The organism is Ramlibacter sp. Leaf400 (genome assembly GCF_001424545.1).
Taxonomy (GTDB): domain Bacteria; phylum Pseudomonadota; class Gammaproteobacteria; order Burkholderiales; family Burkholderiaceae_C; genus Ramlibacter.
The window spans coordinates 378,837-401,626 of record NZ_LMQL01000001.1 but is presented as its reverse complement, the minus strand read 5'-3'; the positions used below and the strand labels follow the sequence as shown (position 1 = coordinate 401,626).

The following is a 22,790-nucleotide window of genomic DNA, read 5'->3' as shown; positions in this document are numbered from 1 at the left end:
GTTCACGACGTGGCCACGCCGGCGACGGTCCCGTCCCAGCTCGCGCCTCGCTTGCGCAGGTGGGCGCTGACCTGCTCCGGGGCTGCGGCCACCGTCTCGAGTCCGCCGACGTACGCCCGTCCACCGGCGGCGGTCGGGCGCAGCATCCGCTTGGCGACGCGGGCCAGCTCCTGCAGCCGCACCCGGCGCAGGTCGGCCGCCACGCGCGCGTCGAATTCCGCGCGGCTGACGCCCTGTAGTGCAGCCGCTTCGGTGGCCGCCGCGTCGATCTCCGTCCCGTATTCGGCGTGCCGGATCCTGCACAGCGAGATCAGCCGGACGAACCCGTACCGGGGCACGGCGTCGGGCAGGATCCGGCCCAGGGTCTCCAGCGCCGCGTGCGCCCAGACCGTCTCCACGGAAAAGAAGCGGGGCACGCCCGCGCTCCAGCCCTTCTCCCGGAAGCCCTTGGTCTGTTCTTCGGCCTCCAGCTTGCCCTTGTGCTGGTTCAGGGCGCTGCGGCCGGTGTTGCTGCCGCCCGAGGCACCGGGGATGGTGAGCGGGTAGTCGACCACCAGGAACTTGCGGGCGCACACCGCCAGTCCCACGGCGCCGGACACGTCGGGGCTGGAGCCGTGGAAGTAGGCACCCGAGCGCTCGCGGATCGTCTCCAGCAAGGAGCGCCGCACCAGCCCGTGGTAGATCTTGGGCAGGCCGTCGGTCCCCTGGATGGCATTGCGCAGGGCCTGGTCGAGCGCGCCCTCGGCGCGATGGACCGTGGCCGCCCCCATCTCCCGCGCGAAGTAGACGCGGCTGGAATGCCGGGCGCCGAACCAGCGCGACCGGAAGTCCGGCCAGACGTAGTTGGCGACCACGTTGGGGGCGATGACCTCCATGTCGTGGGCGGCCGCCCACCTGGCGGCAGCCAGGGCGTCGGGCGAGATGGTGTCGTCGTCGCCGATCAGGCAGACATATTCGCCCGTGGCCAGGCCGACCGCCGCGTTGTGGTTGCCGGTCATGTCCAGCCGTTCGGCGGGGCGCACGTAGCGCAGGCGCCGGTCGTCCAGCAGCCCCTGCTCGCGCAGCAGGCGCTCCAGTTCCGGTTCGGGGCTGGTGTCGGTGACCACCACTTCCAGCCCTTCGTCCCGGATGTCCAGGAGCGAGCGGATGGCATGGATCGCATAGCGCGCGCGGTTGTGGGTCGGCACGGCGACGGACAGGATGGGTGTCATCGGGAGATCGGGGAAGGCCACGCCGTGCGGCCGGCATCCGCGGCGCACTTGCGGGCGCCCCAGATGCCCAGCACCAGGTAGAGGTTCATCGGAAATGCCTCGAACACGACGGTGGTGAAGGAAAACAGGACCAGGACCAGCACGCAGGGAGCGGCGCGCCCCCAGTCGATGTGGTCCATGCGGAAGGCGGCGAACAGCGCCACCAGGAACAGCAACGGCAAGGCGGCCAGGCCGAAGTTGCCTACCCAGGCCGCCACCAGCGAGTCCACCGCGACCTCGCCCGCCGGATTGTCGGCCTGCAGGTTGGCGGCGTTGGTGTAGCGGCCGAAATTGTCGACGGACGTCATCGCCTCGCGGACGATGTCCACCAGCACATCGATGCGACCGCCGCCGGACTCCGCCAGGTAGTCCAGTTCGCGCCCCATCAGGTGCTCGAGGTTGGGGAACACCGCCAAGATGGCGAGCAGCGCCAGCGACCAGAACACGAGGGGCTGCCCCGCGGCGATCCACCGCAGGGCCAGCACCATCGAGACGATCACACCGGTGCCGGACTGCGCGAGGGCGCTGGTGACGATCGAGCCCAGCACGGCCCAGCGTTTCTGGGCCGGCGAACTGTCCGGGAAAGCCAGGATGCAGGCCGCGCTGGCGCAGCCGAAGAAGGCCGCGGAATTGGGCAGCAGGAAGATGCCCGGCGTGCGGGCCGGGATGCCGGGCAGCACTTCGCCGTACACCGGCGGCATCAGCGCGAGCTGCACGAACTGGGCCGCCACGGCCAGCCCCAGGCCGCCCAGGATCCAGCGGCCCGCAACGCGCGTGTCCAGCTCCGCCGCCCAATGGCGCAGGACGAAGAACAGCAGGAAGGGCAAGGCCCACCGCACGCCGATCAGCGCCACGAACGCGCCGTTCTGCACCAGGGACACCGCGAACAGCATGCCGATGACCAGGACGATCAGCATCGCGAAGTCCTCCAGCGGCGAGCGCCGCTCGACCAGTCCGTCCCACAGGGCGACCGCGAAGAGCAGGAGGTAGACGAAGTCCTTGCCCAGCTTCAGCAGGATCGGCCCCTGGTACGTGTAGAGCGCCAGCGGCTGGCCCGCGAAGATGGCGCTCAGGTCGTAGTAGTTCTGCGGGAGGGTGGCGAGCAGCAGCAGCGGGAACAGCCAGCGGCCGCGAGCCGCGCGCTCGAGGCCCTGCGGATCCGATGCGCCGCGCAAGGAGGGCGCGCTCACGCCGGACCTCCCCGAGAGCGTTCCTGCGAGAGCAGCCGCCATTGCCGGGCGGCCAGGAAGGCCGTGCCCCCCACCAGGGCGACCGCTACGGTCACCCGGGGCGCGAGGTCCGGCAGGGCCGACGCCGCGAAGGCCAGCAGGGCGGCCACGAGCCAGGCGGCATCGCTCACATCCCAGCGGCCTTCCACCGGGCCGGGCAGCGCGCGCGGCGCGAACACGAACATCGCCACGGTGTCGAACACCATCCGCAGGAGCCAGGCCACCGTGGCGCCCAGGACCCCGTGGCTCTGCGTCAGCCACCACATGAGGCCCATGAAGACGGGCAGCTCGAAGCAATGGACCAGCGCGGTCGTGCGCGAATGGCCCGCGCCCTGCAGCAGGGTGTAGGGAATCGTCGCCACGCCGTTGAGGAACACGCCGACCGCGAACAGCTGCAGCAGCGGCGCGCAGTTGCGCGCCATCTCGGGCCCCAGCCAGGCGTTGAGCAGTTCCGGGGCGAACAGCGACAGCGCGGCGGTGACCGGCAGCATCGCCAGGGCCATGCCGCGCACCGCGCGGCGGAACAGGCGCCCGCCGCCACCGGTCCCGCGCGAGGCCTGCACCACGAATGCCGGGAAGAGCACGGCGGTCAATGCGCCGGGCACGACCCAGAGCTTGCTCACGAGTTCATGCGGCACGGCGTAGTAGGTCACGGCCGTGGCGGAGAGGAGCGCCGCGATGATGAAGCGGTCGGCATTGCCCATCAGCGGCCCCACGACGTTGCTCACCGACATCCAGCCGCCGGTGCGCAGCATCGGCCGGACCGCATCGCGCGACCATTCCAGCCGCGCCGGCGCATGCGGGCCGCGCAGCACGAACCCCGCATGGGCGAGGCAGGCGACGATGCGGCCGAACGAGAGGACTGCGGCCATCCAGTCGAGCCGCGGACCGACCCACCAGACCACGAGCAGCGGCCCCAGGTAGGTGAAGAGCCCCATCGGCACGCGGATGGCGTTGACGATGCCGAAGGCCTGCCGTGCCTCGAGGGCGCCACGCAGGCCCGATGTGGCCACGATCGCGGGCATGGCCAGGGCCATCCAGAGGATCGCCCTCGCGCCCTCGGCGGCATCCGGAAGCCTTCCCATGTAGGGCAGCGCCCTCTCGGCCCCAAGAGCCATCAGGACCCCCGTGACCACGCCGATGCCGGTCATGAGCGCGAGCGCGGTGCCCAGCACCCGGCCAATGCCCGAATCGGGCTGGGGATCGGCATACCGGCTCGCCAGCTGGTGGGTGACCGCGCGACCCAGGCCCAGGTCGAACAGGCCGAAGTAGCTGACGAGCGCCCACATCAGCGCGAGGAAGCCGAAGCGCTCCGTCCCCAGCGCGGTCAGCAGCGCGGGGATGGTGGCAGCCGCCACCAGCAGGGGAGCGCCCAGCCCGAACAGGTTGAGGGCCGCGTTCCTCAGCAGCATCGTCGGCAGCCTGGCGTGCGAGCGGAGGGCCGCAGCGTGGGCTGTGCTGGCCACGGGTTCAGAAGGCGCCGCCTTGCGCGGGGCCGTGCGGCCCTTTGGCGGCTGCGGTCAGGCTTCGGTACCGGTGGCGCAGCAGCAGCGCGAGCAGCAGCGCGAACAGGGCGATGACCGCGCCCGCGACCGCCACCAGGGCGAAGTGCGGCTGGCGCGGCTTGGCCGGAAGCGACGGCGCCTGCCGGATCACGTCCCGCGGCATGCCTTCCAGGCGGCGGCTGGTCACCTGGACGATCGTGAAGATGCGGTCGGCCGCCTCGCTGAGGGTCGCCATGCGCACCATGGCTTCGGTGGAGACAGCTTCGCGCGAGGCCATGGCGCGGGTCACCGCCTCCATCCCGGCCTGCACGTTCTTGAAATCGGTGACGGCGCGATCGCGCCGCGCGATCAGGTCGGCCTTCTCGACCTCTCCCGGGGCGGTGGAGCGGATCCAGGCCTCGATCAGCGCCTTGGCCGCCTGCTGCGCCTCCTGCGGCGTGTCGCCGGAGACCTCCACCCGGACCATCCCGTCCCGGCCGACGCGGGCGGCGACGCGGCCCGCGGAGATCTCAGGATCGGTCGACGGATCCATCGCGCGCAGGATCGGGTCCGCCCGCATGATGGCGGCGACCTGGTTCGAATTCATCACCTCCGAAGGGATCAGCAGCAGGGTCGTGCTCACATAGGATTTCGGCCAGGCCAGGGCCACCAGCAGGGCCAACGCCCCCACCGTCAGGGGCACCAGGACCAGGAGCTTCAGGTGGCCGGCCAGGAAATCGAAATAGCCGAAAGGGCCCGCGGGCACTGGCCCGCGGGCGTACGTCTGTTCTCGCATCCAGCTATTTTCGCCGAAACGTCGAGGTGACCCGGCCCGCGGCCCGGCCCGGGTCGGGGCAGTTCGGCATGCACTTCACGAAGACGGGGGGCCTGCTGTGGCGGGATCGCCGCGGCCGGGGGCCGTCACTGCCGCGTCAGGCCGCCCTGCGCTCGAACGCCACGACCAGTTCCTCGCCCACCGGGGCGAAGGCGTTCACGGCCGTGAGGCCGGCCCAGGACACCAGGGCGGCCGCGTGCCGGGCCAGCTTGCCCGCCGGATGGCGCCAGAAACCGTTCCTGAGCGACTCGTGGAAGATGCCGAGGTACATGGACTCGGAGGTGAACACGCGCTTCATGGCCAGGTCCGACAAAGCCGGCAGCCGGGCCATCGCCTGCACGCTGGCCGGCGTGAACACGTGCAGGTGGCGGGGTGTCTCCCAGCCCCGCCACGCCGGGCCCAGGCTGCGGCTCAGCACCGACCGCGCATTGGGCGTGCGGATCACGAGCCGGCCGCCGGGGCGCAGCATGGAGCCGAGCCGGGCCAGGTCGCGCGGCGGGTCGACCATGTGCTCGATCACATGGTTGAGCGTGATCACGGCGAACGGCCCGAGCGCGGGCAGGTCCTCCTCGCTTTCGGCCACCTGCGCGCCGACCAGCCGGGCCGCCTTGCGCGCCTGCGGATCGAAGTCGTAGCCCGCCAGGCGGGTGTAGCCGCGCTCGCGCAGTTCGGCGAGGAAGGAGCCGTCGCCGCAGCCGAAATCCAGCACCGGCTCGTCCTTGTGCGAAGGCACGAGCGACTCGAACTCCCGCAGCATCACGCCGCGCGACGCGCGGGCCAGCAGCGGCAGCTTGCGTTGCGTGTGCTGGCCGTGGGTGGAGTAGCTCGCGTAGAACGACGGGATGTCGGCAACGGGGATCGGATCGGCGAACACCAGCCCGCAGGCGCGGCACCGGTGGTAGTCCAGCTGGACCTGGATGCCGTACTCATAGTCCGGTCTCTGGCGCAGGACGGGATCGGACGGGGCGCGGCAGAAGGGACAAGGCGCACTGTGCATGGCGGCAAGGATAACTGCGCGCCCCGGCCGTCCCGTGCGGGGGAGGCGCCTAGAAGTGAATCCCCCTCATCATCTGCTGCATCGCCACCGCCTCCGCCGACAGCTGCCCCTTCCCCCCATTCCCTGCCCCCTTCGCCGCCGTTGAATCCGGGAACATCCGGAAGCTCGTGTTCATCACGATCTGCGCGATCCTGGGCACCAGCGCGTGCAGCACCTGCCCGGTGATGCCCAGTCGCGTCGCGATGCGCACCGGCTTGTAGATGCAGGCCTCGGCGATCATGTCGGCGGCCTCCTCGGGTGCGAGGGTGGGGACGTTGTTGTAGATCTTGGTGGGCGCGATCATGGGCGTGCGCACCAGCGGCATGTTGATGGTGGTGAAGGTGATGCCCAAGTCCTGGAACTCGCTGGCCGCGCAGCGGGTCCAGGCGTCCAGCGCGGACTTGCTGGCGACGTAGGCCGAGAAGCGCGGGGCGTTGGTCAGCACGCCGATGGAGCTGATGTTGACCACGTGGCCGCGGCGCTTGGCCACCATCCCAGGCAGCAGGCCCATGGTGACGCGCAGGCAGCCGAAGTAGTTCAGCTGCATCGTCCTCTCGAAGTCGTGGAAGCGGTCGTAGCTGGACTCGATGGCGCGGCGGATCGAGCGGCCGGCGTTGTTGACCAGGAAGTCCACGCCGCCGTGCTTTTCCTCCAGCAGCTTCACGAAGCGGTCGCAGTCCGCCATGTCGGCCAGGTCGGCCGGGTAGGCGGCGAAGCGGTGGCCGCGGGCCTCGGCTTCGCGGCAGGCCTCGTCCAGCTTGTCCTGGTCGCGCCCGCAGATGACGGTGACGGCGCCCGCTTCGGCGAACTTGTGCGCGGCGGCCAGGCCGATGCCCGACGAGCCGCCGGTGACCAGCACCACCTTGCCGCCCACCGTGCCCCTGAGCGAGCGGTCGATGTGCAGGTCCGGGTCGAGGTGGCGCTCCCAGTAGTCCCACAGCCGCCACGCGTAGTCCTTCAGGTTCGGGCATTCGATGCCCGTGCCCTTGAGCGCCGCAAGCGTCTCGCGGCAGTCGAACCGCGTCGGGTAGTTGACGAAGGCCAGCATGTCCTCGGGCAGGCCCAGGTCCTTCATCACCGCTTCGCGGATTCGGCGCACCGGGGCCACCGCCATCAGCCCCTTCTTCACGCTCTTGGGGATGAAGCCCAGCAGGGCCGCGTTGACGAAAAGGTTCATCCGGGGCGCGTGCGCGGCGCGGCTGAAGATGTCCAGCACGTCGCCGACCCGGTAGCCCACCGGGTCGACCAGGTGGAAGCACTTGCCGGCTGTATCGGCGCGATGGCTGATGTGGTCCAGCGCGTCCACCACGAAGTCCACCGGCACGATGTTGACGCGGCCGCCCTCCAGGCCCACCGTGGGCATCCAGGGCGGCAGCAGCTGGCGCATGCGCTGGATCAGCTTGAAGAAGTAGTACGGCCCGTCGATCTTGTCCATCTCGCCGGTGCGGCTGTCGCCCACCACCATGGCGGGCCGGTAGACCGTCCACGGCACCTTGCAGGCCTTGCGCACGATCTTCTCGCTCTCGTGCTTGGTCATGAAGTACGGGTGCTCGTGGTTCTCGGCCTCCTCGAACATGTCCTCGCGGAACACCCCTTCGTACAGGCCCGCCGCCGCGATGGAGGAGACATGGTGGAAGTGCGCGGCCGCGATCGTGCCGGCGAAATCGACCGTGTTGCGCGTGCCCTCGATGTTCACCGCGACCTGGCTCTCCTCGTCCGCGCCCAGGTCGTACACCGCCGCCAGGTGGAAGAAGTGGTCGATGCGGCCCTTCAGCTTCGCGATGTCCTCGGCGGCCACGCCCAGCCGGGCCGCGGTCAGGTCGCCGACGACCGGTACGGCGCGCGATGCGGGCACGCCCCAGGCCTCGTGCAGCTCGCCCACCTTGCCTTCGCTCTCCTTGCGGACCAGGAAGTACACGACCGCGCCTTCACGCTCGAGGAGCTTGCGGACCAGGCGCTTGCCGATGAAACCGGTGGCACCGGTGACGAAGTAGTGCATGGGGAAGACCTCCGGGAGGGTTGCGCGGGCCGGCCGCATCGGCGGCGCGGGCGGTTGTTTGCGCGGCATTCTGGTCCAAAGCCGGGGCCGACGGTTCCGCACAAACCCGCGCGGCCGAAGAGGTGCGAGCGGATTAGGAGCACCCCCCTAACCCGCGCGCCGGCCCGGCCGTAAAGTGGAAAGGTTCATCACTTCTCCTGGAGACGCAGCATGGTCAAGAAGACCTATTCCACCGGCGACGCCCCCGACGCCAAGGGCATGCCCCCGCTGGGCAGCGTGAAGGAATCGGCCAGCCAGATCTGGCTGGCGGGCCTGGGCGCCTTCGCCAAGGCGCAGGAGGAAGGCACCAAGGTGTTCGACACCCTGGTCAAGGAAGGCCTGTCGATCCAGCGCAAGACGCAGGCGGCTGCGGAGGAGAAGATCTCCGAGGCCACCACCCGCATGGCCAGCATGGCCACCGACATCTCGTCCAAGGCGTCCGGCCAGTGGGACAAGCTGGAGACCATCTTCGAGGAGCGGGTCGCGCGCGCACTCAACAAGCTGGGCGTGCCCTCGTCCAAGGACATCGATGCGTTGATCGCGCGGATCGACGAGCTCAATCGCAGCGTGGCCAAGCTCAGCGCGCAAGCGGGTCCGAGGGCGCGCGCCGCGCGGCCGACGGCCGGAGCGAACGCGGCCACCAAGCCGGTGCGCAAGACCGCCCGCGCGGCCAAGAAGTCGGCCGGCTGACGCCCCCTTCCCGTCATTCCCGCGGAGGCGGGAATCCAGTGCTTCCATGCCTCTCCACGTGGAAGCCCCGGGTCCCCGCCTCCGCGGGGACGACGGCCCGTTGGGTTTGCTGCATCGCAATAGTTCCGCAGCGCTTCGCCTCCTAAACTGCGCGCATGAGAAGAAGAACGACGTCCCAGCCACGGATCGCCCTGGCGCTGGCCGGCGGCGGGCCGCTAGGCGCGATCTACGAGATCGGCGCGCTCTGCGCGCTGGAGGAGTCGCTCGACGGCTTGGCCCTGCACCGGCTGGACCACTACGTCGGCGTGTCGGCCGGCGGCTTCATCGCCGCGGGGCTGGCCAACGGCATGACGGCGCGCGAGCTGTGCGCCGCCTTCATCGACCCGCAGGGCGGCGGCGACGTGTTCGATCCGGCCTGGCTCATGGTGCCGGCCTACGGCGAGTTCCTGCGGCGCGGCCTGATGGTCCCCGGCCTGGCCGCGTCCGCGCTGTGGCGCGCCACGCTGGGGCGCAAGTCGATCCTCAGCTCGCTCGAACGCCTGGGCCCGAGCCTGCCCACGGGCCTCTTCTCCAGCGAGGAGATCGACCGTCGCCTGGCGGACCTGTTCTCGCGGCCCGGCCGCACCAACGACTTCCGCCGGCTGCGCACCCGCCTGACGCTGGTGGCCACCCACCTGGACACCGGCGAGGCGGCGCCCTTCGGCCGCCCGGGCTGGGACCACGTGCCCATCTCCAAGGCGGTGCAGGCCAGCGCCGCCCTGCCGGGCCTCTTCGCGCCGGTGCGCATCGGCGACCACCACTTCGTCGACGGCGCGCTCAAGAAGACGCTGCATGCCACCGTGGCGCTGGACGAAGGCGTGGACCTGATGCTGTGCATCAACCCGCTGGTGCCCTTCAACGCGACGGACCCGGCGCGCGGCATCCCGCGCATCGTCGACGGCGGCCTGCCCGCCGTGCTGTCCCAGACCTTCCGTTCCATGATCCATTCGCGCATGGCCCTGGGCATGAAGCACTACGAGCGCGCCTACCCGGACACCAACATCGTGCTGATCGAGCCCGACCAACACGATGCGCAGCTGTACCAGGCCAACACCTTCAGCTACCGCCAGCGGCGCGAGCTGGCCGAGCACGCCTACCAGCAGACCCGCGCCCTGCTGCTCGCGCGCGCGCCGGCACTCGCCCCCCGGCTGGCGCGCCACGGCGTCGACCTGCGCGAGGACGTGCTGCGCGAGCCCCGGCAACTCGTCGCCAGGCGCCCGCACGCCACGCGCGTTGGCCGCGCGATGGCCAGCCTGCAGCAGTCGATGGACGACCTCGCCCGCCTGCTGCCGCCGCCGGCGCGGCAGGCGCTGTGACATGGCCAAGAAGGCGCCTCGCCGCACGGCCGAACGCATCCTGGAGGTCACGCTCGACCTGTTCAACCGCTTCGGCGAACCGAACGTCTCCACCACGCTGATCTCGGCCGAACTGGGCATCAGCCCGGGCAACCTGTACTACCACTACCCGGCCAAGGACGAGCTGATCAACTCGCTCTTCGACCGCTACGAGCGCGCCCTGACGGAGCTGCTCAACGCGAGCGACGGCGTGCGCGACGTGGAGGACGCCTGGTTCTTCATGCACACGCTGTTCGAGCTGATCTGGCAATACCGCTTCCTCTACCGCGACCTCAACGACCTGCTGTCCAAGAACCGCCGGCTGGAGACGCACTTCCAGCGGGTGCTCAAGGACAAGATCCGCGCCATCCGCGCGATGCTCGACGGCATGAGCCGGGCCGGCGCGGTGAACATCGATTCGCGCGAGGTCGAGCCCACGGCAGACAGCATGGTGGTGGTGCTGACCTATTGGCTGAGCTTCGAATACGTGCGCGATCCGCGCCGCGCGCTCGAGCCCGAGAGTGCGCAGGCCGCGCTGTTGCGAGGTGCGCACCACGTGCTCCATCTGCTGGTACCCTATCTCGAACACGGCCAGCGAATGCACCTGCTGGGCCTGGTGGGTGCGTACACGGCCGGGCAGGAAGAGAAGTAACGACAGGAGACAAACGTGGGCAAGTGGGCGTCGTTCCCGCACCCCGGGGAGTTCGATTTCAGCCCGGCCGACGTGCGGGCCCGCTGGGCCCGCCTTCACGCCGGCGACGCCGAGCCGCTGCCGGCCGACGAAGCCGTGCTGCAGGCCTGGACGCTGTTCCACCGGGGTGAATTCCAAAAGGCGGTCGAGGCCGGCCTCAAGGCCGGTGGCCCGGGCATCACCGTGGCCAACCGGGCCACCTGCATCCACGCCACCTACCTGGAGAAGAAGGAGAAGGTGCGGCTGGAGCTGTTCCAGCAGGTCGCCCACAGCGCCCTGGAGCAGGCCCAGCGGGAGCCGCGCAACGCCTCGGCCTTCTACCTGCAGGGCTATGCGCTCGGCCGCTACAGCCAGGCGATCAGCGTGGCCAAGGCGCTGGCGCAGGGCCTGGGCGGCAAGGTCAAGGAATCGCTGGAGCAGGCGATCAGGCTCAGCCCCCGCCATGCCGACGCGCACATCGCGCTGGCCGCCTTCCACTCCGAGGTGATCGACAAGGTCGGGCCGCTGATCGGCGGCATGACGTACGGGGCCAAGAAGGAGACAGGACTCAAGCTGTTCCAGGAAGGGCTGCGGCTGCATCCGCAGTCGGCCATCGGCATGATCGAGTACGCCAACGGCCTGGTGATGCTGGAAGGCGAGTCGCGGATGGCGGAGGCGACCGAGCTTTACGAACGGGCGGCGGCCAGCACGCCCTGCGACGCCAAGGAGCGCCTGGACGTGGCGCTGGCCCAGGCCGAACTCCAGGAATAGGCGCTGCTGGGCCGGAGGCTGCGGCGCCGGACTACACCCTGGGCACGGCGGGCCCCCCAGACTGCCGCCCATGGACATCTTTCAAGCCCTTCTGCAAAGCCATGAACGTCAGCGCGCGATCTGCAAGCGCCTGCTGTCGGGCATCGGCGACCACAACGAGCGCAAGCAGGCGCTCGACGAGCTCCGGTCCGAGATGGCCGCCCACGAAACGGCCGAGGAACGCGCCTTCTACGTCCCGCTGATCGAGCACGACGACACGGTGGACGAAGCCCGCCACGCCATCGCCGAGCACCACGAGATGGACGAGATGGTGGAAGAGCTCGACAAGAGCAAGGAAGGCTCGGCCGAGTGGCTGGAGATGATGGGCAAGCTGGTCCACAAGGTGGGGCACCACCTGCAGGAGGAAGAGCAGAAGTTCTTCCCCGAGGCGAAGAAGGTGCTGGAGCCCAGGCAGCGGGAAGAGCTGGGGGCGCTGTACCTGCAGGAGCATGAGCGGTTGTTCGAGAAGGAAACTCAGTAGGCCGGAAGGCCAGCCCGTCGTCCCCGCGCAGGCGGGGACCCAGCGCAGCGCGCCTGCGCGGCTTCTCGGAGACGGAAGCTCTGGATTCCCGCCTCCGCGGGAATGACGGGTTGCCGTCGGGCCTACGCGCCGCGCGGACGGGCGATCAGCCCTCGCTGCCCCAGGGCAGCATCAGCGTCACCAGCGACAGCCGCGCGAATTCCGGCAGGAACTCGTCGATGATCTTCTGCGGCTGCGGGCACAGGCCGGTGTCGGTGATCACACCGAACTGCACGCCGCCGCCGTAGCTCAGGATCGACACGCCCAGGCCGATGTTGCCGGACTGGGGCACCCAGAACATGGTCTGCTCCAGTGTCGAGCCCAGGAAGCGCAGCTTCTCGCGCGGGCCCGGCACGTTGGTCATCACCGCCGTGGTCTTGTTGCCGAACAGGCCCATGATCGCGTCCTGCGCCGGCTTGACCAGCAGCCCCGCCAGCGTCAGCACGCCGAAGGCCAGCAGGGGCTGGGTGCTGCCCTTGAGAGCGTTCATGCGCCGGCGCACCTCGTACACCCGCTCGATCGGGTTCTCGATGCCGATCGGCAGCACCAGCGGCACCAGGCCGAAGCGGTTGCCCAGCTTGTGGGCCTGGTCCAGCGGACGCAGGTTCACCGGCACCATGGCGCGGATCTCCTGGCCCTCCACCGCATCGCCCTGCCCGCGCAGGTACTCGCCGATGGCGCCCGCCACGCACGACAGCAGCACGTCGTTCACCGAACAATCCAGCGCCTTGCCCACCGCCTTGACCTCGTCCAGCGGCAGCGGTTCGCACCAGGCCACGCGCTTGCGGCCGACCGGCTGGCCCTTGAGCCGGGTGCGCGAGTCGTCCGGCATCAGGGCCAGTGCGGCGGCGTCGCTGAGCACCTGGTAGGCCAGGCGCGCCAGTTCGACCGAGCCCGACAACCCGGCCTGCGGGTTCTGCAGCAGGTGCATCGACCGGGCCGCGCCTTCGCCCGCGGCGTCCAGCGCCTTGAGCGCGACGTCGGTCAGCGGCCGCAGCAGCGTGTCGGCGATCCAGTCGTCCGCACCCTGTGGCGCGCCGCGCGGCTTGCGCTGCGGCGGCGCGGCACCGCCGTCCACCAGCGACATCGTGACCGAGATCAGCGCGATGCCATCGGCGATGCAGTGGTGGATGCGGATGATCATCGCGCTGCCGCCGTCGTAGTCTTCCACCAAGTGCAGCTGCCAGAGCGGCCGGCGGCGGTCCAGCGGCTGCACCGCGAGTTCGCCGATGCGGGCCTGCAGCGCCTCCTGCTGCGAAACCTTGCGGCCGCGGGCGAGCTTCTCGCGCACCACCATCTGCCGCACGTCGAGCTTGCCGTCGTCGACCCAGGTGGCGCCGGCGGCGTCCTCCACCACGCGCTGGCGAAAGCGCGGGTACTGCAGGAGCCTTTCCTCGACGCGCTGGCAGAGCGCTTCGTACGAGATGCCGGGGCGCAGCGTCCACACGCCCAGGATCATCATCAGGTTGTGGTCGCAGTCCATGCGCAGCCAGGCGGTGTCCACCTTCGCCATGCGCTCGCCCGCCAGTCCCAGCAGGCCCGTGGCCATGCGCGAGGCGTTGCCCACCACCTTGCGGGTGGCGCGCTGGGCCGCTTCCTGGGCGGCGGTGCGGACGATGCGGGTGACCATGCAGGGCCTTTGCGTCAGTGGACGTCGGCCTCTATTGTGGGCGGGGGGTGCCGCTTAAGATACCGCGAACTTTCCCGAGAGGAACCCCACGTGTCTGACCTGAAAGCCGATTTCGACGCCGCCGTCGCCAACTCCAAGAACCTGAGCGAGCGGCCCGACAACGCCACGCTGCTGAAGATCTACGGCCTCTACAAGCAGGCCACCGTGGGCGACAACGCCGAGAAGAAGCCCGGCTTCGGCGACATGGTGGGCCGCGCCAAGTGGGACGCGTGGAACGGGATGAAGGGGACGTCCAGCGACGACGCGATGCAGCAGTACGTGGACCTGATCAAGTCGCTCAGCTGAAGAACCGCGCGCTGCGCGCTGTGTTGGAAAGCACTGGATCCCCGCCTCGCGGGGATGACGGATTGAACCTCAGGCCTTGCGCGTGCGGGCCGGCTTGGCCGGGGTCTTCCCGGCCTTCCTGGCGGCGTGCTGGGCGACGCCCTCCTCGAAGGCATGCACCGGATCGTCCTGGCGCAGCAGGTCGTCGAGGTTGCGCTCGATCTCGGTCTCGATGCGGTCCTTGAAGGCACCCATCAGGAAGCCCAGGCGGGCATGCAGTTCGAAGCGGTCCTTGGTCACGCGCAGTTCGCCGTTGGCGCCCGAGCGGGTGAAGCTGACCAGGTCCGAGGTCTTGCCTTCCTCGTAGGTGCACGCCATGCCGAGCCGGCTCTCGGCGGCCTCGGCCCACTTGAACGCCAGCTCGCGGGCGCGCGGCAACCCGAGGCTGTGCTCGCGTTCGATGTGGATGTCAGGCACGTGGCGTCTCCTTGCGCTTGAGGTATTCGTGGCGTTCGAACCGGGGCAGCGTGGCCAGCCGCTTCGCTTCATCATAGAACCGGGTCCAGTCGCGGCCGACCGATTCGAACAGGCCTTCGAAGCCGGGCACCAGGTCGTCGTAGGCGGCCTGCGCGCCAAACGAAGCGTTGTTGGCGTTGGCCACCCATTCGTCGGTGGTGCGAAGCCGCGCTGGCTCCAGGTTCCAGCCGTCGCGGATGCGCGCGTACTCCGCGCGAAAGCCCGCCAGCACCTGGTCCTTGCGTCCGCGCCGCTGTTCGTCGGTCAGCCCGTTGCCCCGTTCGTAGATCGCCTCCAGGCCGGCGCGCGTGGCGCGCGTGAGCTTTCGGAACTGGTTGCGGCGCTCGTTGTAGCGCTCGTAGTCGCTGCGCGCCTGCGCGGTCGCCTGCGTCTGCAGCCAGCGCTCCACGCCCAGGCGCTCGACCGCGGTGGCGAACGACTCGTTGAACATGGTGTCGTCCTTGGCGTAGATCACCTGGTGCGCCAGCTCGTGGAAGATCAGCCGGGCCAGCTCGCCCTCGGGGTAGTGGATGAAGGTGTTCAGCAGCGGGTCGCCGCCAGCCCAGTTCATCCAGCCCAGCGTGGAATAGGCGGGCACCGCGTAGGTGGCCGCCTCGTAGCCCTGCGACCGCAGGCTCTCGGCCTCGGCGCGCGCTTCCGCTTCATCGAAGTAGCCGCGGTAGCCGACGCAGCCGGTCACCGGGAAGCACCAGTTCTTGAGCTTGAGCGAGAACTCCGGCGCGGCCACCACGTTCCACACCACGGCCGTGCGCTGCAGGTCGGCGTAGCGGCGGTAGCTGGGGTTGTCCGGCAGGTGCAGCTCGCTGGAGGCGAAGGCGCGGATGCGCTGGCTCAGGGCCAGGCGCTCCTTGAGCCGCTGCGGGGCGTGGTCGTCGACCATCCACTCCTGCACCGGCCGGGCCGCCTGCAGGATGCGCAGGTGCCCCGTGGCCGACTGCCAGTAGTAGCCCATGTTGGAGCAGCCGCCCAGGCAGGCGAGCGTGCCCGCGACGACCAACGCAACCAGACCCGACGCCACCAGCCACCTGCCCTTCACGCCGGTTGCACGTCCACCAGGCAGTCGTAGAACACCGGTCCGTTGCCCAGGTCCGTCAGCCGCTGGCTGGTGAGCTGGTTGACGTTGGTGCCGGCCAGCCCGAACTTGCGCCACCAGATCCCGAGGCCATTGACCACGCCGGGGCGCGCGCGTTCACAGACTTGCGCCTTGCAGTGGTATTCGCCGCGTTCGTTGAACACCCGCACCACGCCGCCATCCTGGATGCCGCGCGGCTGCGCGTCGAGGGGATGGATCTCCAGCACCGGCTGGCGCTCGATGTCGCGAAGGCTGCGCAGGTTGACGAAGGTGGAATTGAGGAAATTGCGCGCCGGCGGCGAGATCATCGCCAGCGGGAAGTGTTGCGACGCGCCGGCCACCTCGTAATTCGGCAGGTGGTCGGGCAGGCCGTCCAGGCCCTGCCGCGCGAGCGCCGCGCTGAAGAACTCGCAGCGGCCCGACGCCGTGGGGAAGCCGCCGTGCGCGAAAGGCGCGTCCGGCACCGGCAGCGAGGTGAACCCCTTGTCCAGCAGCTCGTCGAAATCGATGCGGCTGCCGCAGCCCTGGCGGCACATCTGCTCGTCGGTGTCGGAGAAGCAGGGATCCTGGAAACCCATGCGCGATGCCAGATCGCGGAACACCTGCGTGTTGGGCCGGGCCTCGCCCAGCGGCGCCACGGCGGGCCGGTTGAGCAGAACGTCGGTGTGGCCGTAGGCGGTGTGCAGGTCCCAGTGCTCCAGCTGCGTGGTGGCCGGCAGCACGTAGTCGGCGTAGTCGGCCGTGTCGGTCTGGAACTGCTCCAGCACCACGGTGAACAGGTCCTCGCGCGCGAAGCCCTGCACCACGCGGGCCGACTCGGGCGCCACCGCCACCGGGTTGCTGTTGTAGACCACCAGCGCCTCGATGCGCGGACCAAAGGCCGGCGAGGTGGGCCGCAGCAGGTCGTCGCCGATGGTGCTCATGTTGACCACGCGCGGCGTGCGTCCGGCCAGCAGGTCGGGCCGCTGCAGCGCCGCACGGTCGGCCGGCGACCAGCCGGAGCTGGACAGCAGCAGCCCGCCCGCGCGGTGGCGCCAGGCGCCGGTGAGCGCCGGCAGGCAGGCCACGGCGCGGGCCGCGTTGCCGCCGCCGCGCACCCGCTGCATGCCGTAGTTCAGGCGGATCGCCGCCGGCCGGGTGGTGCCGTATTCGCGCGCCAGGTCGCGGATCTGCTGCGCCGGGAGGCCGCACACCATCGCGGCGCGTTCGGGCGACCAGCGCAGCGCGCGCTCGCGCAGCGCCTCCCAGCCGAGTGTGTGCTGCGCCAGGTAGTCGTGGTCCAGCCAGTCGTGCTCGATCAGCTCGTGCATCAGGGCCAGCGCCAGCGCCGCGTCGGTGCCGGGCAGCAGGGCCAGGTGCTCGTGGCACTTCTCGGCGGTCTCGGTGCGGCGCGGGTCGATGCACACCAGCCGCGCGCCGTTGCGCTTGGCCTCCTGCGCCAGCCGCCAGAAGTGCAGGTTGCTGGTGATGGAGTTGCTGCCCCAGATCAGGATCAGCCGGGCCTCGGCAAAGAACTCCACCTTCATGCCCACCTTGCCGCCCAAGGTGTGGGTGAGGCCGGCGCCGCCGGCGCTGGCGCAGATCGTGCGATCGAGCAGCGACGCGCCCAGGCGGTGGAAGAAGCGCGCCGCCATGCCCTCGCCCTGCACCAGGCCCATGGTGCCGCAGTAGCTGTAGGGCAGGATGGCCTGCGGGTCGCGCGCCGCGATGTCCTTCAGGCGCGCGGCGATGTCGTCCAGCGCCTCGTCCCAGCCCACCGGCTCGAAGCGGCCCGAGCCCTTGGGCCCGGCGCGGCGCAGCGGCCGCAGCAGGCGCTCGTCGTGGTAGGTGCGTTCGGTGTAGCGCGAGACCTTGGCGCACAGCACGCCGTCGGTGGGCCGGTGCTCGGGGTTGCCCTGCACCTTGACCGCGACGCCGTCGACCACGGTGGTCACCAGCGCGCAGGTGTCGGGGCAGTCGTGCGGGCAGGCGCCACGCACCTGCTGCGGACCGCGAATGCTAGGGGGAATGCCGATGCCCGAATTCAAGGGTGAATCCTATAGTTCCTGCTGAGCTGAAATCTCTGAAATCCGTCGACCCAAGGAAACCCATGCATTCGATCCGCCAGTGGGCGCGAACCGCCATCGTAGCCGTCCTCGCCGCGGCCGGCACCGCGGCCCTCGCCGAGCCGGACGGCGTCACCAAGTCCAGCATCGTCATCGGCCAGTCGGTGGCCCTCACCGGCCCCGGCTCGGCGCTGGCCGCGCCGTTCTCGCAAGGCGCCAGGCTGTACTTCGACCGGGTCAACGCCGCCGGCGGCATCAACGGCCGCAAGATCGAACTGGTGACGCTGGACGACCGCGGCAACCCCGCCACCACCGCGGAGAACACGAAAAAGCTGCTGGGACAAGGCGTGCTCTCGCTGTTCGGCTACTACGGCTCGCCCCAGGTCACGGCCGCCTATCCGCTGATCAAGGAAAGCGACGTCGTGATGTTCGCGCCCATGGCGGCGGCCGACGAACTGCGCGGCGCGCTCTACCCCAACGTCTATTCCATCCGCCCGGGCTACTCGGAGGAGGCCGCGGCCATCACCAAGCACGCCGAGACGCTGGGCGCGCGCAAGCTGGCCATCCTGCACGGCAGCGACGGCGAGTCGATGGCGGCGCTCGATTCCGCCGTGCGCACCATGAGCGCGATGGGCGCCAACCTGGTGGCCCGCAACGCGGTGGCCAGCGGCAGCGTGGCCTCCAGCGTGGACAAGACCCTGGCCAGCAAGCCCGAGTCGGTGCTGGTGGTGGGCGACGCCAACGGCGCCGCCAGCTCGGTGCGCGACCTGCGCGCCAAGGGCTTCCGCGGTCCGATCTACGGCTTCTCCAACACCGGCGAAAGCCTGCTGGCCGAGGAGCTCGGCGCCACCGGCGCCGGCGTTGTGGTGGTGCGCGTGGTGCCCAAGAGCGACGGCTCCAGGATCGCCGTGGTGCGCGACCTGCTGGCCGATGCCACGGCCGCCCAGGCCGGCAAGCCCAACGTCTACATGCTCGAAGGCTACATCGCGGCGGGCGTCTACACCGAGGCGCTGCGCCGCATCTCGCGCGAGCCGTCGCGTGCGCGCCTGCGCAAGGCGCTGGAAGGCCTGGACGACCTGAGCGTGGGGGGCTTTCGGGTGCACTTCATCAACGAGCGGGTCGGCTCCAAGCTGGTGGAGCTGAGCCTGATCGACTCGCGGGGCCGGGTGCGCGAGTAGCGCCCATCAATGGGAGCTGTCGGCGCGCCGCGCGACCTGCTGTAGGAGCGTCTTGAACCTGCCCCAGCGGCAGCGGCGGCTTGCCATACTGCGCCTCATCCTTTTTCATCCAGGAACATCGATCAATGAAAACATCCATCCTCTCCGCCGCCCTGGTCCTGGCCTTCGCCGCCGCCCTGCCGGCCCAAGCGCAGGGCAGCAACCCGACCGGCCCGGACAACAAGTCCACCCAGAAGGCCGGCGAGGCCTACCCGAACGACAAGACGGCCGGCACCGACAAGGGCAAGCCCGAGACCGTGAAGAAGGTCGAGAAGACCCGCCCGGTGCAGGCCACCAAGGAAGTCGCCAAGGACGGCGGCAACGCCGTCAGCCGCACCGCCAAGCGCGCCGCCGACGCCACCCGCCGCACCGGCGACAACATCGCCGGCAAGCTGCCGGCCGGCAAGGAAGCCGCGCCCAAGCAGTGAGCGCGATGAGCGGGCCTTCGCGCCCGCTCAGCCGATCTCGCGCGTGGCCGCCAGGCCGCGCAGGAAGACCTCGCAGCGCGCCAGCTGCTCCAGGCTGACGTATTCGTCGGGCTGGTGCGCCTGCACGATGCTGCCGGGGCCGCACACCACCGTGGGGATGCCGGCCCGCTTGAAGAGGCCCGCTTCGGTGCCGAAGGCCACCAGCGTCGTGCGCTGCTCGCCCGCCAGCCGCTGGGCCAGGCGGGTGACCGGATCCTCCTCCGACCCCAGGAAGCTGGGGATCTCGCAGATGGTCTCGAAGCGGAAGCCCGCGTCGGGTGCCACCTTCTTCATCGCCGGCTCCAGCGATTGCGCGTGGGCCACCACCTGTTGCTGCATGGCGGCGGCGTCGGCCGTGGGCAGGTCGCGGAACTCGTAGCGGAACTCGGCGTCGCGCGGCACCACGTTGTCGGCGATGCCGCCGCGGAACTGGCCCACGCTGGCGGTGGAGAACGGCACGTCGAAGCCCTCGTAGTGCTTTTCCTCGCGCTCGAAGCCCTCGGCCATGTCGCGCAGCTTGCCGATCACGCGCGACGCCATCTCGATGGCGTTGACCGATTGCGGCGTCAGCGACGAATGCGCCTCCTTGCCGCGCACGCAGCACTTGTAGCGGTACACGCCCTTGTGCGCGATGGCCGGCACCATGGAGGTCGGCTCGCCCACGATGCAGGCCAGCGGCTTGACGCCGGCATCGCGCATGTCGGCGATGAGTTCGCGCACGCCGAAGCAGCCCACCTCCTCGTCGTAGCTGAAGGCAAAGTGGATGGCGAAGGGCGCGCGGCTTTCGAGGAAGGTCTGCGCATGCGCCACCGCGAGCGCAATGAAGCTCTTCATGTCGGCCGAGCCGCGGCCGTACAGCCGGCCGTCGCGCACCTGCGCCGACAGCGGGTCGACCGACCAGTCCTGCCCGTCCCAGGGCACGGTGTCGGTGTGGCCGGACAGGATCACGCCCGCAGGCTTGCCCTCGCCCAGGGTGGCGAACAGGTTGGCCTTGGTGCGCTCGGCGTTGAAGGTGAGCCGCGCGGTCACCCCCAGGCGGGCAAGTTCGTCGCGGACGAAATGGATGAGCTCCAGGTTGCTGTTGGCGCTGACGGTGTTCATTCGCACCAGGGCCTGCGCGAGCTCGAGCGCGCGGGCCGAAGGCGTGGCGGAGACAAGGGACATCGCCCGATTCTCGCGGATATCCCCTCATGCGCCTGGGGGGCCGCCACGGCTAGACTGTCCGGCTCGACTCACTCGAAGTTGCGACCATGAACGTCCTCGATTCCATCGTCACGCAGGCCGCGTCCATCGCCGCCGTGCGGCGCGACCTGCACGCCCACCCCGAACTCTGCTTCCAGGAAGTGCGCACCGCCGACCTGGTGGCGGCCAAGCTCACCGAATGGGGCATCCCCATCCACCGCGGCATGGGCACCACCGGCGTGGTGGGCATCGTCAAGAACGGCACCAGCGACCGCGCCATCGGCCTGCGCGCCGACATGGATGCGCTGCCCATGCAGGAGTTCAACACCTTCGCGCATGCGAGCAAGCATCCCGGGCGGATGCACGCCTGCGGCCACGACGGCCACACGGCCATGCTGCTGGCGGCGGCGCAGCACTTCGCGAAGAACCGCAACTTCGACGGCACGGTCTACCTGATCTTCCAGCCGGCCGAAGAGGGCGGCGGCGGCGCGCGCGAGATGATGAAGGACGGCCTGTTCGACAAGTTCCCGATGGAGGCCGTGTTCGGCATGCACAACTGGCCGGGCCAGGCGGTCGGCAACTTCGCCGTCAGCCCCGGGCCGGTGATGGCCTCGACCAACGAGTTCAAGATCACCATCCGCGGCAAGGGCGGCCATGCCGCCCTGCCCCACAACGGCATCGACCCGGTCCCGATCGCCTGCCAGATGGTGCAGGCCTTCCAGACCATCATCAGCCGCAACAAGAAGCCGGTGGACGCCGGCGTCATCTCGGTCACCATGATCCACGCGGGCGAGGCCACCAACGTGGTGCCCGACAGCTGCGAGCTGCAAGGCACGGTGCGCACCTTCACGCTGGAGGTGCTGGACCTGATCGAGAAGCGCATGAAGCAGATCGCCGAGCACACCTGCGCCGCCCACGAGGCGCAGTGCGAGTTCGAGTTCGTGCGCAACTACCCGCCCACGATCAACACCGCCCCCGAGGCCGAGTTCTGCCGCAAGGTGATGGCGTCCATCGTGGGCGAGGCCAACGTCCAGGCGCAGGAACCCACCATGGGCGGCGAGGACTTCGCCTACATGCTGCAGGCCAAGCCGGGCGCCTACTGCTTCATCGCCAACGGCGACGGCGCGCACCGCGAGATGGGCCACGGCGGCGGGCCGTGCATGCTGCACAACCCGAGCTACGACTTCAACGACGACCTGATCCCGCTGGGCGCCACCTACTGGGTGCGGCTGGCCGAAGCCTGGCTGGGGCAGGCCCGTCCATGACGCTGGACGACGCCTTCTCCCACAGCTACGCGCAGGCGCGGCGCAAGTTCATCGACGCGGCCGGCGCCGCCGGCGTGCTGGTGGAGGCCAAGCGCCACCCCGAGAAGGGCCGCGACGGCGAGGAGCTCGCGATGGACGTGGCGCGCGAGGGCGAGGCCGACGCGTCGCGCGTGCTGGTGCTGTCCAGCGCCTGCCACGGCGTCGAGGGCTTCTGCGGCAGCGGCGTGCAGGTGTCGGCGCTGCACGACGCCGAGTGGCGCGAGCACGCGCGCCGAAACGGCGTGGCGGTGGTCTACATCCATGCGCTCAACCCGTTCGGCTTCTCGCACATCCGGCGCACGACGCAGGAGAACGTGGACCTGAACCGCAACTTCCACGACTTCAGCAAGCCGCTGCCGCGCAACGCCCGTTACGGCGAGCTGCACGACATGCTGTTCCCCGACGAGTGGCCGCCGTCCAAGGAGAACGACGAAGCGCTGGCCGCCTGGGTGGAGAAGAACGGCCAGATGGCCTACCAGGCCGCCATCAGCAGCGGCCAGCACGAGTTCCCGCGCGGCATGTACTTCGGCGGCGAGGGCCCGACCTGGAGCAACCGCACGCTGCGCGAGGTGCTGCGCGCCCACGGCCGCCGCGCCGGCCGCATCGCCTGGATCGACTTCCACACCGGCCTGGGCCCCAGCGGCCTGGGCGAGCGCATCTTCGCCGGCCCGGACGATCCGGTGCAGGTGGCGCGGGCGCGCAGCTGGTGGGACGGCGGCGGCCGCACGCCGGTGACCTCGATCTACGACGGATCGTCCACGTCGGCCAAGCTGACCGGGATGATGTGGTCGAGCATCTTCGACGAATGCCCGCAGGCCGAGTACACCGGCATCGCGATGGAATACGGCACGCAGCCGGTGCTCCAGGTGCTGCATGCGCTGCGCGCGGACCACTGGCTGGACCAGCATCCGGAGGCTTCGCCGGAGCTGAAGGCGCAGATCAAGCGCGAGGTGCTGGAGGCTTTCTACACGGACACGCCGGAGTGGAAGCGGCGCATCGTGGAGCAGGCGCGCGAGGCGATGTTCCAGGCGGTGGACGGGTTGGCACACTAAGGCGGGAGCACTGGATTCCCGCCTT

The 22,790-nt window shown here is 70.0% G+C and carries 21 protein-coding genes; 10 read left to right on the top strand and 11 right to left on the bottom strand.

The window, feature by feature from the left end; translation table 11 throughout:
- Positions 1 to 2: 2 nt before the first annotated feature.
- The 6 genes from ASG30_RS01945 to ASG30_RS01920 form a co-directional block, all read right to left on the bottom strand.
- Positions 3 to 1,211 carry a glycosyltransferase family 2 protein gene (locus ASG30_RS01945; RefSeq protein ID WP_055891726.1) on the bottom strand — a complete coding sequence of 403 codons (1,209 nt, stop codon included), beginning with the start codon at positions 1,209 to 1,211 and terminating at the stop codon, positions 3 to 5.
- On the bottom strand, positions 1,208 to 2,440 hold the full coding sequence (locus ASG30_RS01940; protein WP_055891724.1) for a hypothetical protein: 1,233 nt from the start codon (positions 2,438 to 2,440) through the stop codon (positions 1,208 to 1,210). Before ASG30_RS01940 ends, ASG30_RS01945 begins: the two co-directional genes overlap by 4 nt.
- Complete coding sequence (locus tag ASG30_RS01935; RefSeq protein ID WP_055891721.1) at positions 2,437 to 3,891, bottom strand: flippase; 1,455 nt, start codon at positions 3,889 to 3,891, stop codon at positions 2,437 to 2,439. Before ASG30_RS01935 ends, ASG30_RS01940 begins: the two co-directional genes overlap by 4 nt.
- A 58-nt stretch (positions 3,892 to 3,949) precedes the next feature.
- The gene (locus ASG30_RS01930) at positions 3,950 to 4,759 is read right to left on the bottom strand and encodes a hypothetical protein (RefSeq protein ID WP_156385378.1); all 810 of its coding nucleotides are present in this window, start codon (positions 4,757 to 4,759) and stop codon (positions 3,950 to 3,952) included.
- Between the two features lie 136 nt (positions 4,760 to 4,895).
- Entirely contained in the window at positions 4,896 to 5,795 is a 900-nt protein-coding gene (locus ASG30_RS01925) for a class I SAM-dependent methyltransferase (RefSeq protein WP_055891713.1), read from the bottom strand.
- Between the two features lie 49 nt (positions 5,796 to 5,844).
- The gene (locus tag ASG30_RS01920; RefSeq protein ID WP_055891710.1) at positions 5,845 to 7,833 is read right to left on the bottom strand and encodes an SDR family oxidoreductase; all 1,989 of its coding nucleotides are present in this window, start codon (positions 7,831 to 7,833) and stop codon (positions 5,845 to 5,847) included.
- Positions 7,834 to 8,043: 210 nt separating this feature from the next.
- On the opposite strand from ASG30_RS01920, the gene ASG30_RS01915 reads away from it, so the two are divergent.
- The 5 genes from ASG30_RS01915 to ASG30_RS01895 all read left to right on the top strand — a co-directional run bounded on the left by ASG30_RS01915 (position 8,044) and on the right by ASG30_RS01895 (position 11,896).
- Positions 8,044 to 8,562, top strand: a complete 519-nt coding sequence (locus tag ASG30_RS01915) for a phasin family protein (RefSeq protein ID WP_055891707.1) — start codon at positions 8,044 to 8,046, stop codon at positions 8,560 to 8,562.
- Between the two features lie 155 nt (positions 8,563 to 8,717).
- Positions 8,718 to 9,917, top strand: a complete 1,200-nt coding sequence (locus tag ASG30_RS01910) for a patatin-like phospholipase family protein (RefSeq protein WP_055891704.1) — start codon at positions 8,718 to 8,720, stop codon at positions 9,915 to 9,917.
- Position 9,918: 1 nt separating this feature from the next.
- Positions 9,919 to 10,587, top strand: a complete 669-nt coding sequence (locus tag ASG30_RS01905) for a TetR/AcrR family transcriptional regulator (RefSeq protein WP_055891701.1) — start codon at positions 9,919 to 9,921, stop codon at positions 10,585 to 10,587.
- Positions 10,588 to 10,602: 15 nt separating this feature from the next.
- A complete protein-coding gene (locus ASG30_RS01900) occupies positions 10,603 to 11,376 on the top strand; it encodes a hypothetical protein (protein ID WP_055891699.1) in 774 nt (257 codons plus the stop codon).
- A gap of 70 nt (positions 11,377 to 11,446) precedes the next feature.
- A complete protein-coding gene (locus ASG30_RS01895) occupies positions 11,447 to 11,896 on the top strand; it encodes a hemerythrin domain-containing protein (protein WP_055891697.1) in 450 nt (149 codons plus the stop codon).
- Positions 11,897 to 12,041: 145 nt separating this feature from the next.
- On the opposite strand, the gene ASG30_RS01890 is transcribed toward ASG30_RS01895, so the two are convergent.
- Entirely contained in the window at positions 12,042 to 13,565 is a 1,524-nt protein-coding gene (locus ASG30_RS01890) for a wax ester/triacylglycerol synthase family O-acyltransferase (protein WP_082521817.1), read from the bottom strand.
- 90 nt (positions 13,566 to 13,655) lie between these two features.
- Between ASG30_RS01890 and ASG30_RS01885 the strand changes: the two genes are divergently transcribed.
- Positions 13,656 to 13,910, top strand: a complete 255-nt coding sequence (locus tag ASG30_RS01885; protein ID WP_055891694.1) for an acyl-CoA-binding protein — start codon at positions 13,656 to 13,658, stop codon at positions 13,908 to 13,910.
- 69 nt (positions 13,911 to 13,979) lie between these two features.
- Here ASG30_RS01885 and ASG30_RS01880 read toward each other — a convergent pair whose 3' ends face one another.
- From ASG30_RS01880 to ASG30_RS01870, 3 genes are read right to left on the bottom strand one after another with little or no spacing between them, the layout of a single operon-like run.
- Positions 13,980 to 14,366 carry a polyhydroxyalkanoic acid system family protein gene (locus ASG30_RS01880; RefSeq protein WP_055891691.1) on the bottom strand — a complete coding sequence of 129 codons (387 nt, stop codon included), beginning with the start codon at positions 14,364 to 14,366 and terminating at the stop codon, positions 13,980 to 13,982.
- Positions 14,359 to 15,462 (bottom strand): aminopeptidase, encoded by a 1,104-nt coding sequence (locus ASG30_RS01875; RefSeq protein WP_235579712.1) that lies wholly within the window; start codon positions 15,460 to 15,462, stop codon positions 14,359 to 14,361. Before ASG30_RS01875 ends, ASG30_RS01880 begins: the two co-directional genes overlap by 8 nt.
- Positions 15,459 to 17,525 (bottom strand): molybdopterin-containing oxidoreductase family protein, encoded by a 2,067-nt coding sequence (locus tag ASG30_RS01870; protein ID WP_235579711.1) that lies wholly within the window; start codon positions 17,523 to 17,525, stop codon positions 15,459 to 15,461. The genes ASG30_RS01875 and ASG30_RS01870 overlap by 4 nt, the downstream gene beginning before the upstream one ends.
- Before the next feature lie 62 nt (positions 17,526 to 17,587).
- Between ASG30_RS01870 and ASG30_RS01865 the strand changes: the two genes are divergently transcribed.
- Both ASG30_RS01865 and ASG30_RS01860 read left to right on the top strand, forming a co-directional pair.
- Positions 17,588 to 18,721 carry an ABC transporter substrate-binding protein gene (locus ASG30_RS01865; protein ID WP_055891689.1) on the top strand — a complete coding sequence of 378 codons (1,134 nt, stop codon included), beginning with the start codon at positions 17,588 to 17,590 and terminating at the stop codon, positions 18,719 to 18,721.
- 125 nt (positions 18,722 to 18,846) lie between these two features.
- Positions 18,847 to 19,188, top strand: coding sequence for a hypothetical protein (locus ASG30_RS01860; protein ID WP_055891687.1), 342 nt, complete (start codon positions 18,847 to 18,849; stop codon positions 19,186 to 19,188).
- Positions 19,189 to 19,215: 27 nt separating this feature from the next.
- Here ASG30_RS01860 and argE read toward each other — a convergent pair whose 3' ends face one another.
- Complete coding sequence (gene argE / locus ASG30_RS01855; RefSeq protein WP_055891686.1) at positions 19,216 to 20,391, bottom strand: acetylornithine deacetylase; 1,176 nt, start codon at positions 20,389 to 20,391, stop codon at positions 19,216 to 19,218.
- Positions 20,392 to 20,477: 86 nt separating this feature from the next.
- Here argE and ASG30_RS01850 point away from each other — a divergent pair, with 86 nt between their 5' ends.
- A complete protein-coding gene (locus ASG30_RS01850; protein ID WP_055891685.1) occupies positions 20,478 to 21,674 on the top strand; it encodes a M20 aminoacylase family protein in 1,197 nt (398 codons plus the stop codon).
- Entirely contained in the window at positions 21,671 to 22,765 is a 1,095-nt protein-coding gene (locus ASG30_RS01845; protein WP_055891684.1) for a M14 family metallopeptidase, read from the top strand. The genes ASG30_RS01850 and ASG30_RS01845 overlap by 4 nt, the downstream gene beginning before the upstream one ends.
- The last annotated feature ends 25 nt before the right edge of the window (positions 22,766 to 22,790 follow it).

Coding starts and splice junctions, on each gene's coding strand:
- ASG30_RS01930 (WP_156385378.1), bottom strand. CDS start 4,759: ATGCGAGAACAGACGTACGCCCGCGGGCCAGTGCCCGCGGGCCCTTTC.
- argE (WP_055891686.1), bottom strand. CDS start 20,391: ATGTCCCTTGTCTCCGCCACGCCTTCGGCCCGCGCGCTCGAGCTCGCG.
- ASG30_RS01890 (WP_082521817.1), bottom strand. CDS start 13,565: ATGGTCACCCGCATCGTCCGCACCGCCGCCCAGGAAGCGGCCCAGCGC.
- ASG30_RS01915 (WP_055891707.1), top strand. CDS start 8,044: ATGGTCAAGAAGACCTATTCCACCGGCGACGCCCCCGACGCCAAGGGC.
- ASG30_RS01925 (WP_055891713.1), bottom strand. CDS start 5,795: ATGCACAGTGCGCCTTGTCCCTTCTGCCGCGCCCCGTCCGATCCCGTC.
- ASG30_RS01905 (WP_055891701.1), top strand. CDS start 9,919: ATGGCCAAGAAGGCGCCTCGCCGCACGGCCGAACGCATCCTGGAGGTC.
- ASG30_RS01860 (WP_055891687.1), top strand. CDS start 18,847: ATGAAAACATCCATCCTCTCCGCCGCCCTGGTCCTGGCCTTCGCCGCC.
- ASG30_RS01935 (WP_055891721.1), bottom strand. CDS start 3,891: ATGCTGCTGAGGAACGCGGCCCTCAACCTGTTCGGGCTGGGCGCTCCC.
- ASG30_RS01945 (WP_055891726.1), bottom strand. CDS start 1,211: ATGACACCCATCCTGTCCGTCGCCGTGCCGACCCACAACCGCGCGCGC.
- ASG30_RS01865 (WP_055891689.1), top strand. CDS start 17,588: ATGCATTCGATCCGCCAGTGGGCGCGAACCGCCATCGTAGCCGTCCTC.
- ASG30_RS01910 (WP_055891704.1), top strand. CDS start 8,718: ATGAGAAGAAGAACGACGTCCCAGCCACGGATCGCCCTGGCGCTGGCC.
- ASG30_RS01895 (WP_055891697.1), top strand. CDS start 11,447: ATGGACATCTTTCAAGCCCTTCTGCAAAGCCATGAACGTCAGCGCGCG.
- ASG30_RS01920 (WP_055891710.1), bottom strand. CDS start 7,833: ATGCACTACTTCGTCACCGGTGCCACCGGTTTCATCGGCAAGCGCCTG.
- ASG30_RS01850 (WP_055891685.1), top strand. CDS start 20,478: ATGAACGTCCTCGATTCCATCGTCACGCAGGCCGCGTCCATCGCCGCC.
- ASG30_RS01845 (WP_055891684.1), top strand. CDS start 21,671: ATGACGCTGGACGACGCCTTCTCCCACAGCTACGCGCAGGCGCGGCGC.